The 15,189-nt window shown below is 67.8% G+C and carries 12 protein-coding genes; 8 read left to right on the top strand and 4 right to left on the bottom strand.

Going from position 1 to position 15,189, the window contains the following annotated elements:
* The first annotated feature begins 149 nt into the window (after positions 1-149).
* Entirely contained in the window at positions 150-998 is an 849-nt protein-coding gene (locus F3J14_RS19955) for a class I SAM-dependent methyltransferase (RefSeq protein ID WP_166724485.1), read from the top strand.
* A gap of 67 nt (positions 999-1,065) precedes the next feature.
* Here the strand turns inward: F3J14_RS19955 and F3J14_RS19950 are convergent, their stop codons facing one another.
* The 4 genes from F3J14_RS19950 to F3J14_RS19935 form a co-directional block, all read right to left on the bottom strand.
* Positions 1,066-1,377: a hypothetical protein gene (locus tag F3J14_RS19950; protein WP_165752933.1), complete on the bottom strand. Its 312-nt coding sequence runs from the start codon at positions 1,375-1,377 to the stop codon at positions 1,066-1,068.
* Between the two features lie 368 nt (positions 1,378-1,745).
* Positions 1,746-2,933, bottom strand: a complete 1,188-nt coding sequence (locus F3J14_RS19945; protein WP_166724484.1) for a porin — start codon at positions 2,931-2,933, stop codon at positions 1,746-1,748.
* 118 nt (positions 2,934-3,051) lie between these two features.
* Positions 3,052-5,472, bottom strand: coding sequence for a glycoside hydrolase family 31 protein (locus F3J14_RS19940; protein WP_166724483.1), 2,421 nt, complete (start codon positions 5,470-5,472; stop codon positions 3,052-3,054).
* Between the two features lie 27 nt (positions 5,473-5,499).
* Entirely contained in the window at positions 5,500-6,771 is a 1,272-nt protein-coding gene (locus F3J14_RS19935; protein ID WP_166724482.1) for an MFS transporter, read from the bottom strand.
* A 447-nt stretch (positions 6,772-7,218) separates the two neighbouring features.
* Between F3J14_RS19935 and F3J14_RS19930 the strand changes: the two genes are divergently transcribed.
* From F3J14_RS19930 to F3J14_RS19900, 7 genes are all read left to right on the top strand, one after another.
* Positions 7,219-8,169, top strand: coding sequence for a MurR/RpiR family transcriptional regulator (locus F3J14_RS19930; protein ID WP_166724481.1), 951 nt, complete (start codon positions 7,219-7,221; stop codon positions 8,167-8,169).
* A complete protein-coding gene (locus tag F3J14_RS19925) occupies positions 8,166-9,164 on the top strand; it encodes an isoaspartyl peptidase/L-asparaginase (RefSeq protein WP_166724480.1) in 999 nt (332 codons plus the stop codon). The genes F3J14_RS19930 and F3J14_RS19925 overlap by 4 nt, the downstream gene beginning before the upstream one ends.
* A 27-nt stretch (positions 9,165-9,191) precedes the next feature.
* A complete protein-coding gene (locus F3J14_RS19920; protein ID WP_166724479.1) occupies positions 9,192-11,093 on the top strand; it encodes a dipeptide ABC transporter ATP-binding protein in 1,902 nt (633 codons plus the stop codon).
* A 129-nt stretch (positions 11,094-11,222) separates the two neighbouring features.
* Entirely contained in the window at positions 11,223-12,785 is a 1,563-nt protein-coding gene (gene gsiB, locus F3J14_RS19915) for a glutathione ABC transporter substrate-binding protein GsiB (RefSeq protein ID WP_166724478.1), read from the top strand.
* Between the two features lie 67 nt (positions 12,786-12,852).
* Positions 12,853-13,773, top strand: coding sequence for a glutathione ABC transporter permease GsiC (gene gsiC, locus F3J14_RS19910; protein ID WP_006751203.1), 921 nt, complete (start codon positions 12,853-12,855; stop codon positions 13,771-13,773).
* Between the two features lie 7 nt (positions 13,774-13,780).
* Positions 13,781-14,674 carry a glutathione ABC transporter permease GsiD gene (gene gsiD / locus F3J14_RS19905; RefSeq protein ID WP_166724477.1) on the top strand — a complete coding sequence of 298 codons (894 nt, stop codon included), beginning with the start codon at positions 13,781-13,783 and terminating at the stop codon, positions 14,672-14,674.
* On the top strand, positions 14,674-15,189 hold a 516-nt coding region (locus F3J14_RS19900; RefSeq protein ID WP_211080371.1), incomplete at its 3' end, for a P1 family peptidase. The genes gsiD and F3J14_RS19900, both read left to right, overlap by 1 nt.

Here is a 15,189-nt window from a genome sequence, read left to right as displayed (position 1 = left end):
CGCAACACGAATGTAAGAAATATGAAACGCGGGTTGCGGCAGGCGCCCGGCGCACGGGTCGTGCCGCGGTCGCGGGCTTGACCTCAAGCCGGCTTGAAGCAGCATAGTGTGCATCACGGTCAACGACGCGGGAACAAGGAGAATCGACGATGGAAGACAACCGGGCAAACGAAGCGCAGTCTGCGCTGTGGAACGGCCCGTCGGGGCTTGCGTGGGTCGACGCGCAACGCTCGCTCGACCGGATGTTCGAGCCGTTCGAGACACTGCTCGCGGATGCGGCGGTGGCGGCGTCCGCACGCCGCGTGCTCGACGTCGGCTGCGGCACCGGCGCGGTGACGCTCGCGATGGCACGGCGGCTGGGCGCGCATGCGCACTGTACGGGTGTCGACATCTCGGCGCGGATGATCGCCGCCGCACAGGCACGCGCCGAGCGCGATGGCCTGGGCGCCAGCTTCGTGCCTGCGGATGCGCAGACGCATGCGTTCGCGCCGGATCAGTTCGACCTGATCGTGTCGCGCTTCGGCGTGATGTTCTTCGACGATCCGGTGCGCGCGTTCGCGAACCTGCGGCATGCGGCGCGCGCGAACGCGCAACTGCGATTCGTCGCATGGCGCGGCGCCGCCGACAATCCGTTCATGACGACGGCCGAGCGCGTCGCGGCGCCCTTGCTGCCGAACCTGCCGGCGCGGCAGCCGGGTGCACCGGGACAATTCGCGTTCGGCGACCGGCAGCGCATCGCGTCGGTATTGTCGGACAGCGGCTGGGCCGATATCGCGATCGAGCCGATCGACGTCGCGTGCGCGTTGCCGGCGCCCGCGCTGGACGACTACGTCGCGCGACTGGGGCCGGTCGGGGTCGCGCTTCGGCAGGTGGATGACGCGACGCGTCGACGGGTGATCGATACGGTTCGCGCCGCGTTCGAGCGCTACGTGCAGGGCGCGGACGTACGCTTCGACGCGGCGTGCTGGCTCGTCGCGGCGCGGGCGCCGTCCGCATGACGCTTCAGTTTCAGTAGAAGGCGGCGGGCCGACGTTCGACACGCGCGGGGCCGTGCAAGTCCAGGTATCAGCCGCGCCTTGCGCGCAACATCAGCCATGCGCAGCCGGCCGCGACGAGCGCGAGCCCGAGCAGCACCGCCTCGACGCCGAGCGCGAAACCCGGCGGCATCTCGCCGCTGTTCGGTATCGGTGACAGGTTCGCGGTCATCGCAATGGCGCCGCCGGCCAGCAGGGCGATGCAGGCGATCCAGTAGAGCTTGCCGCGCGGCGCGGCGGTGCGAATCCGCCACAACGCGAGACCGACGCCACCGAAGTAAAGCAGCGCGAGCGTCGCGAGTGCGACGAGGTCGCCGGTGCGATCGTGCACGAGGCCGCTCATTGCGCGGCTCCGACGATCGTCGCGCACGGGCGTGACGGGGCGAAGGCGGCGCGGCCGACCTTTGGCTCGAGCGGGGAAGGTGGCGGGAGGCGGGATTCCGGCATGGCTGGCATCCAGTTGTGGGCGCAACGAAGCGCGACGCCGTCCGGCCGCGCGTGTCGCGCGCCGGACCCTGATACGGCGTGCGTCGAGTGTACCGCGGTGTCAGGGCTGCACGAAGGGTCGTGCAGGAATCAACCTGATGGATTGTAAGTGATCGCGACGAAAGCGAAAACCGCACGGGCTGCGCGGCATGCGGGCAACCCGGACGCCGCACCGGCATGCGCATGGTCCGGCGCCGCACGCGGACGATGCGCCGCCGCGCGGGTTCAGAACGTCACGGCGATCCCGGCCATGCCGACGAACTGGCCGTGCGTCGTCGACGGCGTGAGCTGTTGCGAATCGCCGACGATCGGCGCCGCGTCGACGATATGGCCGGCGCCTTGCGCGCCGAGCGTCTGCCCGCTCGAATGCGTATACGCCTGCAGCGCATAGAGCGTCGTGCGCTTCGACAGGCTGTACGACTCCTTCAGCGAATACTGCTGGTAGCGGGCCGCGCCAGACACGCCGTTCGCCTTCGACGCGAGCGTGTACGCGAACGCGCCGGCCACCGAGAAGGTCGGCGTGAAGCGGTACGCGGCGAGCGCGCCGTAGGTATTGAACACGGCCGTATCCGTGAACGCGGAGCCGTTGCCCGGCAGGTACTTCACGTTCGAGTAGTTGAGGCCCATCGTCAGGTTGCCGAGCGTGGTGTTGCCGGCCGCCGCGACCTGCTCGATGGCCTTCGCGCTCAGGTAGCCCTGGTTGAGCACGGACACCGCGAAGCTGCCCGACGCCGCGGTCGCCGGATTCAGGAAGCCGGCCGAAGAACCCGAACTGTTGATGCGCAAGTAGCCGGCCGCGATCCCGACCGGCCCGTTCGCATAGCGGAGCGCGGCGCTGAACGTGTTGCCCTTGCCGGTCGCACCGGCGATGCCGCCGAATGCGTACATCGCGCTCGCGGTCAGCCCGGAAAGGGTCGGCGACGTATAGGTGACCGAGTTGTTCACGCGGATCGTCGTGTCGAGGCCGTCGATATCGCCCGGATGCGCGCCGGTCGCGCCGGTCAGCCAGCTGCTCGACGCGTACGGTCCGACCAGCAGGAAGTACGGCGTGTACTGGCGGCCGGCTGTCACCGTGCCGTAATGGTCGTTGCGCAGCCCGACGTAGGCCTGGCGGTTGAAGATCGTGCCGGCGGCCGCTTGCGCACCGGTGTTCAGGTTGAAGCCGGATTGCAGATCGAAGATCGCGTGCGTGCCGCCGCCGAGATCCTCGTCGCCGCGCAGCCCGAACTTCGACGCATACAGGTTGCCGTCGCGCATGTACACGTTCGAGTGGCCTTGCTGGTTGTTCACGTACGCGATCGAATCGTCGACCACGCCGTACAGCGTCACGCTGCTCTGCGCATGGGCTGCGCCAGCGCCGAACGACGCGGCCGATAAAATAAGGATTGCAAAACGGTGATGCGGTGCATTCATCGTCGATCTCCAAGTCTCTTCAACGGGGCGGGAGGCTGGGGGCCTCCTCTTTGGTGGGTGGCGGGCCGCGGGTACGGCCCACCCGATCAGGGTTTCGAGTTCGCGCAGCCTTGCGCGATCAGTCGACGAGCGCCACGACGATGCGACGCCACTCGCCGTCGCGCGCATCGTGCTCGACGCGCGCGCCGCGCACCGCAAGCGCCCCTTGCAGTGACGCCGGCAGCAGGATCTCGACGCGCTCGGCGGGGCGGCGCATGCGGCCTTCCCAGCGGACCGACACGCCGAGTTCGCCCGATGCCTCGCGTCCGGTCTCGATGCGCCACAGCCCGTATTCATCGTCGCGCCATGCTTCCGTTTCGCCGTCGTCCTCCACGCACTCGCCGTACGCAACACCGTCCTCGATGCGCGGCGCGACGATGAAGCCGCGTGTGTCGGCGCGTGCGCCGAACCGCTGCGCGGCGACGTTCAGCGGCAGCAAGCGGCCTTCGCGCAACAGCATCACCGGCGTGTCGAGCGGCGCGGGCAGCGTCACGCTCGCGCCGCCGTCGAACGACTGCGCGCTCGCACAGCACATCCAGCGCGCACCGGACGGCAGGTAGACCGTGCGCTCCGTGTGGCCCGGGTCGACGACCGGCGCCACCAGCAGCGCGTCGCCGAGCATCATGTCGTCGCATTCGTCGTAGCAGCGCGGGTCGCCGGGGAAATCGCCGAAGGTCGGCCGCAGCACGGGCTCGTAGCGCGTGGTCGACAGCCACAGCAGGTGGTAGAGATAGGGCAGCAGTCGGTAGCGCTGCTTGATCAGCGACGCGATCTGCGCGGTGATCTCGGGATACATCCACGGTTCGTTGACGGTGCCGTCGTCATTCCACGAATGGATGCTGAAGCGCGGCATGAAGATGCCGAACTGCACCCAGCGCAACAGCAGCTCGGGCGACGGCGCGGGACCGGAGAAGCCGCCGATGTCGTGACCGATGTTCGACACGCCGGACAACGCGAGCCCGAGGCCCATCTTCAGGTTGTAGCGCAGCGTTTCCCACGACGTGTAGTTGTCGCCGGACCAGGTCTGCACATAGCGCTGCATGCCTGCGCCGCCCGAGCGCGACACGAGGAACGGCCGCTGCGCCGGCGCATGCGCGCGCTGCGCGTCGCGCGACGCGCGCATCATCAGCATCGTCTGCAGCACCTTCGCCTCGCGCGCCGGGAACGGCTGGCCGAAACCGTGCGCGATCGCGTCGGGCGACCAGATCTCGTATTCGTTGTTGTCGTTCCAGGTCGACTCGATCCCGTAGTCGAGTAGCGCCGACGTGACCTGCTCGCGCCACCAGCGGTAGGCGTCCGGCTGCGTGAAGTCGATATACGCACCGACTTCGTCCCAGAACTGCACCCATGCCGGTTCGCCGGACGCCGAGCGGATCAGCAGCCCGCGCCGCGCGGCATCGTCGAACGCGGGGTGGTCGCGCAGCAGGCACGGCTTGATGTTCGCGCACAGCCGGATGCCGTGGTCGCGGTAATGCTTCACGAAACCTTTCGCGTCGGGAAACTTCTCGCGGTTCCAGTTGAACACGTAGCGCTTCGCGCCGATCGACGTATAGCCCGACGACAGGTGGAACGAGTCGCACAGGATGTCGTGCGCGTCGCACTGCTCGACGAACTGGTTCATCTGCCGCTGCGCGTCCGGCGCATCGGTGTAGCTCATCGTCGAGCCTGAATAGCCGAGGCCCCATTTCGGCGTGCGCGCCGGGCGCCCGGTGAGCCACGTGAAGCGCCGCGCGGCCGTGAGCGGCGTGTCGGGCGACGCGATGAAGTAGTAGTCGAGATCGCCGTGCTCGGCGACGAAGTAGCGGTACAGCCCGTGGTAGTTGTCGAGCTCGCGACCTATGTCGAACGTGCAATCCGACAGCGTGTCGTAGAACAGCCCGAAGCCCTGGCATGCGTCGGGCGACCACGTGACGTAGAACGGGATGTGCTTGTACAGCGGATCCGTATGCTTCGCGCTGTAGCCCATCGCGTCGATGTTGCGCATCTCGAAGCGTGCGCCGGTGCGGTCGAGGTCGCCCGCGCGTTCGCCGAGACCGAACACCTTGTCGCCGCGCTCGCGTGCGACGTAGTGGTAGGCGCGGTCGTCCCACCAGCCGAAGTTGTACGCCTGCGTCGCGCGGTCGGCGAGCACGACGCGCCACGCGCCGTCGGCGCCGCGCATCGACCACGTGCAATGGCCGCCTTGCCGGCGCACGGCGAGACGGACCTGCGCGGTCTCGATGCGCACGTCGCTGTCGTCTTCGACGAAGTCGTAGGCTGGCAGCGCGAAGCCGCTCAGGTCGAGACGGTCGCGCCCGTCGAGCGGCACGTCGTCGAGGCCCGGCGCGATCGTCCACGTGCGCGGATTGCGCGGCGTCGCGTCGGGCAGGACGCGCACGCGCACGATGTCGTCCTCGAGCACGAAGATCTCGAGGGTCGCGCCCGCGTCGGACGCGAGCAGCACGCGGTTCGCCTGCCGGTCGGCGACGCGGAACACGGGCGGATGAAGAAGCGAAGTCATGAAGGCAATTCCTGGTGAGAACGGATGTCAGGCGTGTTGCGCGAACAGGCGTTCCTGCTTCGACTGCCCGCGGATCAGCACCGCGAGCAGCGTGACGCCGATGATGTCGAACAGGCCGAGGCACGCGAACAGCGGCGCGTAGCCGATCTTGTCGGCGAGCGCGCCGACCAGCAGCGAGAAGCCGAGCCCGCCGATCCACGCGGCCATTCCCGCGAAGCCGCTGGCGGTGCCGACTTCCTCGGAATCGAACACGTCGGCCGACAGCGTGTTGACGAGTGCGGAGATCATCTGGTGCGCGAAACCGCCGACGCAGAACAGCGCAATGGCCATGTACGGCGACGACACGAGCCCGATCGTCGCCGGCCCGAGCATCAGCACCGCGCCGAGCGCGACGCCCGCGACCCGCGACCACACGAGCGGCAGACTGAACCGTTTCGCGAGGTAGGGCGACAGGTAGCCGCCGGCGATGCCGCCGAGGTCTGCCGCGAGGAACGGCATCCACGCGAAGATGGCGATCTCCGTGAGCGCCATGTGGCGTTCGGTCGCGAGATACAGCGGAATCCAGAAGCTGAAGGTCTGCCACGCGGGTTCCGCGAAGAAGCGCGGCAGCGCGATCGCCCAGAAGCGGCGCGCGGTGACGACGTCGCGAATCCGGCGCTTCGACACGGCCGGCATCGTGGCCTGGCCGTCGCGAATCAGCGTGCGCTCCTGCGACGTGAGGCGCGGATGATCGGCCGGCGACCGGTACTGCGTGTACCAGAGCACGGCCCACGCGAAGCCGAGCGCGCCGGTGACCATGAACGCGGATTGCCAGCCGAACCGCATCGACAGGAACACGACGAGTGGCGGCGCGATCGCGGCGCCGAGCGACGTGCCCGCGTTGAAGTAGCCGACCGCGACGGATTTCTCGCGATCGGGAAACCATTCGGCGACGGCCTTCATCCCCGACGGAATCGCCGCGGCCTCGAACAGCCCGAGCAGGCCGCGCAGGATGCCGAGCGACAGCCAGCCCGACGCGAAGCCGTGCGCGACGCCGACCACCGACCACAGCATCGCGAACAGCGCGAACCCGAGCCGCAGCCCGATCAGGTCGACGATGAATCCGCACACCGGCTGCATGATCGTGTAGCCGATCTGGAACGCGCCGACGATGTACGAGTACTGCTGCGTCGAGATCGCGAACACATGCTTCAGTTCCGGTGCGAGCACCGCGAGGGAATTTCGTGCGAGATAGTTGAGGATCGTGCCCAGACATACCAGCACGATGATCCACCAGCGCAACGCCTTGACTGTCTTCACTGCTGTCTCCTGATTCATGCAAGCCCGCCCGGCTGGGGCGCCTTGCTCAGTCTTATTCATACGATGTCCGATCTTGGCGAACGCCGATTCGCCTGCTTCCTTGGCGAAAGGGCCGTGTTCGCTCGAACATTCAGCGGGAACCGAAAGTTACGTTATCTGACGACTGATCATTTTCGAACATCCTATGTTCGAATTCGAATCAGGTCAACGTGAATCTGCATTCGAACGAACGTGCTCGGGGTTTTCCCGAGAGGCATGTGGATGCGGCGTCCGTCGCGATGCGCACGACCGCGTGCCGAACGCCCGCGCGACGGGACTGAGCGCCGGTCGTACGACTCACCCACCAGACAGGCGCGACGAGGGCGTGACAACCCTGATGAAAATTTATTTTTTTCCGGATAACAGATTGTGTAAATTGATTTTCATCTACCTTGCAAAACCATTCGCATGACGCCTCTCGCTCCGCACGCTGTCAGCCAGGATGAATCCGCGATCGCGGAGCGCATCGCGTCGGCCATGCCGCGGATGACGCCTATCCATCGCCGGATGGGCGAGTTCGTGCTCGCGAATCCCTTTCGCGCGGCGACGATGCGGATCGACGAGCTCGCGCAGGCGGTCAATGCATCGATCGCGACCGCGAACCGCTTCGCGAAGGCGCTCGGCTTCGACGGCTATCCGGCGATGCGTGCGGCGCTCGTGCGCGGCTTCGAGGCGACGCTCGGCCCCGTCGAACGGCTGCGTTCCGCGCAGGAGCAGGAACAGGAGCAGGGCGTTCGCGGCGCCGCATGGATCGATGCGGTGTTCGACCAGGCCATCGAGAACATCGAGAACACGCGTGCGCAGCTGGATGCGACCGACGTCGAGGCGGCCGTCGAGGCGATCGTCGGCGCGCGGCGCGTGCTGATTCTCGGCGCCGGTTCGAGCGCGTTTCTGACCGGCTTGATGGAACACGGATTGTCGGTGTGTCACGACAACGTGCAGTCGCTCGCGCTGCTCGGCGGCCCTTCGCATGCGGCGCGGCGCTTGTATACGGCCGACTCGCGCGATCTCGTGATCGCGCTCGCGTTTCCGCGCTACGTGAAGGACACGATCGAGCTTGCCCGCCGCGCGGCCGCGCGTGGCGCACGCGTGCTCGGCATTTCCGACGGGCCTGGTTCGCCGCTCGCGCCGGTCGCATCGCTGAACCTGTACGTGAAGGCCGAACGGCGTTTCGCGGCCACGTCGGAAGCGGCCGTGCTGACGATGATCGAGGCGCTGATCGATGCGGTCGCGCTACGCACGCACCGCTCCGCGAAGTCCGCCGCCGAAATGACCGAATTCCTGTTGCCGTGGCTGAGTCAGCCGCAAGCGGCGCTGCCGGCCGCCAACCCTTCTTCCTCCGGTCCGAAAAAATCATGACTTCACCCGCGATCATCGCGATTCATGGCGGAGCAGGCACGATCCTGCGCGATGCGATGGATACCGACACCGAACACCGGTACCGCGCCGAGCTCACCGCGATCCTGCAGGCCGCGCAGCAGGTGCTCGCCGACGGCGGCAGCGCGCTCGACGCCGTCACCGTCGCCGTACGGATGCTCGAGGACTGTCCGCTCTTCAACGCCGGGCGCGGCGCCGTCTATACGGCCGAAGGCAAGCACGAACTCGACGCGGCGGTGATGGACGGCGCGACGCTCGCGGCCGGCGCGGTCTGCAGCGCGACGCGCGTGCGCAATCCGGTGCTCGCCGCGCGGCGCGTGATGGAGGCGAGCGAGCACGTGCTGTTCGCCGGCGTGGGCGCCGACGCGTTCGCGGCCGAGCAGGGCCTCGAACTCGCCGAGCCCGGCTACTTCGACACCGAAGCGCGCCATGCGCAGTGGGTCAAGGCACGCGCGGCGGCGGCCGGCACGATGCTCGATCACGACGCCGCGAGCTTCGCGTTCGGCGCAGGACAACGGGCCGAGCCGGCCGAGCCGCTCGATCCCGATCGCAAGCACGGCACGGTCGGCGCGGTCGCGTGCGACCTCAACGGCCATGTCGCGGCGGCGACGTCGACCGGCGGCATCACGAACAAGCAGCCTGGACGCGTCGGCGATTCGCCGATCATCGGCGCCGGCTGCTACGCGGACGACGCGACCTGCGCGGTATCCGCGACGGGCACCGGCGAGATGTTCATCCGCCTTGCGACCGCGCACGACGTGGCCGCGCAGATGGCGTATCGCGGCGCATCGCTCGCCGACGCCGCGCACGACGCCGTGATGAACAAGCTGCCGCGGCTGGCCGGGCGCGGCGGGATCATCGCGGTCGATGCGCAGGGCAACGTCGCGATGCCGTTCAATACGGAAGGGATGTATCGCGGCTATGCGCGCGTCGGCGAGACGCCCGTGGTCGGCATCTATCGCGACGATGCGGCCTGATTCCGGATCGCACCAGGAGACCTTCGCATGACTTCGAGCCGAACCCCGTCCGCGCTGGTGCTGCCGGATCAGCGCGTCGTCGCCGTCGATGACCTGTCGGTCATGTTCCGTCGCGGCGCCGCGACGTTCGATGCGGTGCGCAACGTGTCGTTTCACGTCGACCGCGGCGAGACGCTCGCGATCGTCGGCGAATCGGGCTCCGGCAAGTCGGTCACGTCGCTCGCGCTGATGCGGCTCGTCGAGCACGGCGGTGGCGAGATCACGAGCGGCCGGATCGCGTTGCGGCGTCGCGGCGGCGCGCTCGTCGACCTCGCTCAGGCGAGCGCGGCGACGATGCGCGGGATCCGCGGCGCGGACATCGCGATGATCTTCCAGGAACCGATGACGTCGCTGAACCCGGTGTTTACGGTCGGCGACCAGATCAGCGAGGCGATCGCGCTGCACCAGTCGAAAAGCGCGACCGAAGCGCGCGCGGAGGCGTTGCGGCTGCTCGATCTCGTGCGTATCCCGGAGGCGCGCCGCGTGTTCGCGCGGTATCCGCACCAGTTGTCCGGCGGGATGCGGCAGCGCGTGATGATCGCGATGGCGCTGTCGTGCCGGCCCGCGCTCCTGATCGCCGACGAGCCGACGACCGCGCTCGACGTGACGATCCAGGCGCAGATCCTGCAACTGATCCGCGGCCTGCAGGACGAAATGAACATGGGCGTGATCTTCATCACGCACGACATGGGCGTCGTCGCCGAAGTGGCCGACCGCGTGCTCGTGATGTATCGGGGCGAGAAGGTCGAGGAGGGCGAGTCCGAGCGCATTTTCGCGACGCCCGCGCATCGCTACACGCGTGCGCTGCTCGCGGCCGTGCCGCGGCTCGGCTCGATGCAGGGCACCGATATCCCCGAGAAATTCCCGCTGCTGAAGGTAGACGCCACGGGCGCGGCCGCGCCGGCGACCGCCGCGCACGACGCCGCCGACGCGCAGCCGCCGGTCGATCCGGCCGCGCCGCCGATTCTGCGCGTGCGCGATCTCGTCACGCGGTTTCCGGTGAAGAGCGGCGTGTTCAGTCGCGTGTCGCAGTACGTGCATGCGGTCGAGCGCGTGAGTTTCGAGCTGCGCGCGGGCGAGACGCTCGCGCTCGTCGGCGAATCGGGCTGCGGCAAGTCGACCACCGGTCGCTCGCTGCTGCGGCTCGTCGAATCGCAGAGCGGCTCGATCGAATTCGACGGCCGCGACATCAGCGCGATGAAGGGCGCGGACCTGCAGGCGCTGCGCCGGAACATCCAGTTCATCTTCCAGGATCCGTTCGCGTCGCTGAACCCGCGCCTGACGGTCGGCTTCTCGATCATGGAGCCGCTGCTCGTGCACGGTGTCGCGAGCGGCCGCGAAGCGCAGGCGCGCGTCGACTGGCTGCTCGACAAGGTCGGCCTGCCGCCGGAGGCCGCGCGCCGCTACCCGCACGAATTCTCGGGCGGCCAGCGCCAGCGGATCGCCATCGCGCGCGCGCTCGCGCTGAACCCGAAGGTCGTGATCGCCGATGAATCGGTGTCCGCGCTCGACGTGTCGGTGCAGGCGCAGATCGTCAACCTGATGCTCGACCTGCAGCGTGAGCTCGGCGTCGCGTATCTGTTCATCTCGCACGACATGGCGGTGGTCGAGCGCATCAGTCATCGCGTCGCGGTGATGTATCTCGGCCAGATCGTCGAGATCGGCCCGCGCCGCGCGGTATTCGAGGCGCCGCAGCATCCTTATACGAGGAAGTTGATGAGCGCGGTGCCGGTGGCCGACCCCGCGCGCCGGCATGCGCCGCGCCAGCTTGCGGCGGACGAGATTCCGAGCCCGATCCGCGCGATCGGCGACGAGCCGACGGTCGCGCCGCTCGTCGCGGTCGGCCCCGATCATTTCGTCGCGACGCATCGCGTCGGCGGCGCGTATTGATTGCACGGCGAGGCGCATATGGACCGCAGCTGCGCACGTGCCAGGCAACGGCGTCATTTTCCCGAGCGGATGCAGTCACGCCGCGATTTCCACCACGCGTTACCGAATCATCCACAGGAGCCAGACAAAATGAACAAGCCGCATTCGTTCCCGGTGTTCCGTCCGCGCGCGCTCTTCGCTGCGGGGGCAGGCGCGCTCGCGCTGTCGGTCGCGGCGCCCGCGTTCGCGCAACAGAACGTCGTGGTCGCCGTGTACTCGACGTTCACGACGATGGACCCGTACGACGCGAACGACACGGTGTCCCAAGCCGTCGTCAAGTCGTTCTACGAAGGGCTGTTCGGCTTCGACAAGGACATGAAGCTCGTCAACGTGCTCGCGACAGGCTACCAGGCGTCGCCCGATGCGAAGACCTATACGGTCAAGCTGCGCGAGGGCGTGAAGTTCCAGGACGGCACCGATTTCAACGCCGCCGCGGTGAAGGCGAACTTCGACCGCGTGACCGATCCGGCGAACAAGCTGAAGCGTTACGGGCTGTTCCGCGTGATCGAGAAGACCGAGGTGGTCGATCCGATGACGGTGAAGTTCACGCTGCGCGAGCCGTTCTCCGCGTTCATCAACACGCTCGCGCACCCGTCGGCGGTGATGATTTCGCCGGCCGCGCTGAAGAAGTGGGGGCACGACGTGTCGCTGCATCCGGTCGGCACGGGCCCGTTCGAGTTCGTCGAATGGAAGCAGACCGACGACATGAAGGTGAAGAAGTTTGCCGGCTACTGGAAGAAGGGCTATCCGAAGGTCGATTCGATCGACTGGAAGCCGGTGGTCGACAACAACACGCGCGCCGCGCTGCTCAAGACCGGCGAGGCGGATTTCGCGTTCACGATTCCGTTCGAGCAGGCCGCCGACCTGAAGAGCAACCCGAAGGTCGAGCTGATAGAGCGGCCGTCGATCATCCAGCGCTACATCTCGCTGAACACGCAGAAGAAGCCGTTCGACAATCCGAAGGTGCGTGAGGCGCTGAACTACGCGGTCAACAAGGAAGCGCTCGCGAAGGTCGTGTTCGCCGGTTATGCGACCCCGCAGACGGGCGTCGCACCGGTCGGCGTCGAATACGCGACCAAGCTCGGGCCGTGGCCGTACGATCCGGCGAAGGCGCGCGCGCTGCTGAAGGAGGCCGGCTATCCGAACGGCTTCGAATCGACGCTCTGGTCCGCGTACAACCATTCGACGGCACAGAAGCTGATCCAGTTCGTGCAGCAGCAGCTCGCGCAGGTCGGCGTGAAGGTGCAGGTGCAGGCGCTGGAAGCCGGCGAGCGGGTCGCGAAGGTCGAGAGCGCGCAGGATCCGGCGACGGCGCCCGTGCGGATGTACTACAGCGGCTGGTCGGCCTCGACGGGCGAGGCGAACTGGGCGCTGTCGCCGCTGCTCGGGTCCACGTCGGCGCCGCCGAAGCTCTACAACACCGCGTACTACAAGAACGGTACGGTCGACGACGATCTCGCGAAGGCGCTCGAGACCACCGACCGTGCGAAGAAGGCCGCCCTGTACGCCGACGCGCAGAAGCAGGTGTGGGCCGATGCGCCGTGGATTTTCCTGGTGCAGGAGAAGATCGTTTATGCGCGTAACAAGCGCCTGCACGGCATGTACGTGATGCCGGACGGTTCGTTCAACTTCGACGAAATCTCGGTGAAATGACGGCGGTTCGCCCGCTACGCAGTGCCGGCGGCGCAAGCTGCCGGCGCGCTGATTCGATCGGTGCCCCATGCTGAATTTTCTCGTCAAACGCCTGTTCGGCCTGCTGCCCACGCTCGCGATCGTCGCGGTGCTGGTATTCCTGTTCGTGCACCTGCTGCCGGGCGACCCGGCGCGGCTCGCGGCGGGCCCCGAAGCCGACGACGCGACGGTCGCGCTGGTGCGCACCGATCTCGGCCTCGACCGGCCGCTGCCCGCGCAGTTCGCGAACTTCTTCGTGAAGATCGCGCACGGCGATTTCGGCACATCGACGCGCAGCAAGCGGCCGGTGTCGACCGAGATCGGCGAGCGCTTCATGCCGACGCTGTTGCTGACGCTCGTCAGCATGGTGTGGGCGACGGCGTTCGGGATGGCGATCGGGATCGCGTCGGCGGTGTGGCGCAACCGCTGGCCCGACCGCCTCGGGATGACGATCGCGGTGTCGGGCATCTCGTTTCCGGCGTTCGCGCTCGGTATGCTGCTGATGGAAATCTTCTCGGTGAAGCTCGGCTGGCTGCCCGTCGTGCCGGACGGCACGTGGAAAAGCTACGTGCTGCCGTCGCTGACGCTCGGCGCCGCGGTCGCGGCCGTGATGGCGCGCTTCACGCGCGCGTCGTTCGTCGAGGTGCTCAACGAGGACTTCGTGCGCACCGCGCGCGCGAAGGGCGTGCACGAGCCGATGGTCGTGCTCAAGCACTGCCTGCGCAACGCGATGATCCCGGTCGTCACGATGATGGGGCTGCAGTTCGGCTTCCTGCTCGGCGGCTCGATCGTCGTCGAGGCCGTGTTCAACTGGCCGGGGCTGGGGCGCCTGCTGGTCGACGCGGTGACGATGCGCGACTACCCGGTGATCCAGGCGATCGTGCTGCTGTTCTCGCTCGAGTTCATCCTGATCAACCTGACCGTCGACGTGCTGTACGCGGTCATCAACCCGACCATCCGGTTCAAGTGAGGCGCGCATGAACGCGACTGTCCAGCCCGCGGCGCCGGCCGCATCGAACGCGATCCGCACGCCGTGGCGCGAATTCTGGCGCAAGTTCCGCAAGCAGACCGTCGCGCTCGTCGCGGGCGGTTTCGTGCTCGCGCTCGTCGTGCTGGCGTTCGTCGGCCCGCACATCGCGCCGTTCGATCCGGAAAACTATTTCGACTACGACGCGCTGAACGCGGGGCCGTCGGCCGTGCACTGGTTCGGCGTCGACTCGCTCGGCCGCGACATCTTCAGCCGGATCATCACCGGCACGCGCATCTCGCTCGCGGCCGGCTTCTTCTCGGTCGCGCTCGGCGCGCTCATCGGCACGTTCTTCGGGCTGCTCGCCGGCTACTACGAAGGCTGGTGGGACCGCATCACGATGCGCGTGGCCGACGTGCTGTTCGCGTTCCCGGGGATCCTGCTCGCGATCGGCGTGGTCGCGATCCTCGGCAACGGGATGGTCAACGTGATCTGCGCGGTCGCGATCTTCAGCATTCCGGCGTTCGCGCGGCTCGTGCGCGGCAACACGCTGATGCTCAAGCACATGACCTACGTGGAAGCCGCGCGCAGCATCGGCGCGTCCGACTGGACGATCATCATGCGGCACATCCTGCCGGGCACCGTGTCGTCCGTCGTCGTCTACTTCACGATGCGGATCGGCACGTCGATCATCACGGCCGCCAGCCTGTCGTTCCTCGGGCTCGGCGCGCAGCCGCCGACGCCGGAGTGGGGCGCGATGCTCAACGAGGCGCGCGCGGACATGGTGACCGCGCCGCACGTCGCGATCTTCCCGAGCCTGGCGATCTTCCTGACCGTGCTCGCGTTCAACCTGCTCGGCGACGGGCTGCGCGACGCACTCGATCCGAAGCTGGAGCGCCGCTGATGCGCGCAGTGCCGATGTGGGCCGCGACGCTGCCGCCCGGGCCACGCGGCACGATCGCCGACGTGCCGGGCGTGACGGTCGGCCATGCGACGCTCGATGCCGGCGACGTGCAGACGGGCGTCACCGTCGTGAAGCCGCATCCGGGTGACCTGTACCGCAGCAAGGTGCCGGCCGGCGCGGCCGTGATCAACGGCTTCGGCAAGAGCGTCGGGCTCGTGCAGGTCGATGAGCTCGGCACGCTCGATACGCCGATCGCGCTGACCAACACGTTCGGCGTCGGCGCGATCGCGCAGGCACAGATCCGCGCGGCGATCGCGAACAATCCGCAGATCGGCCGCGACTGGTCGACCGTCAATCCGCTCGTGTTCGAGTGCAACGACGGCTATCTGAACGATATCCAGGCGTTCGCGGTGACGGCCGCGCATTACGACGACGCGTGCCGCACGGCGGCGCGCGACTTCGCGCGCGGCGCGGTGGGCGCCGGGCGCGGGATGTCGTGTTTCGACCTGAAGGGA

Source organism: Burkholderia sp. Tr-862 (assembly GCF_011753085.1).
GTDB classification, from domain to species: Bacteria; Pseudomonadota; Gammaproteobacteria; order Burkholderiales; family Burkholderiaceae; genus Burkholderia; species Burkholderia ambifaria.
This window is presented reverse-complemented; position numbering and strand designations above follow the sequence as displayed.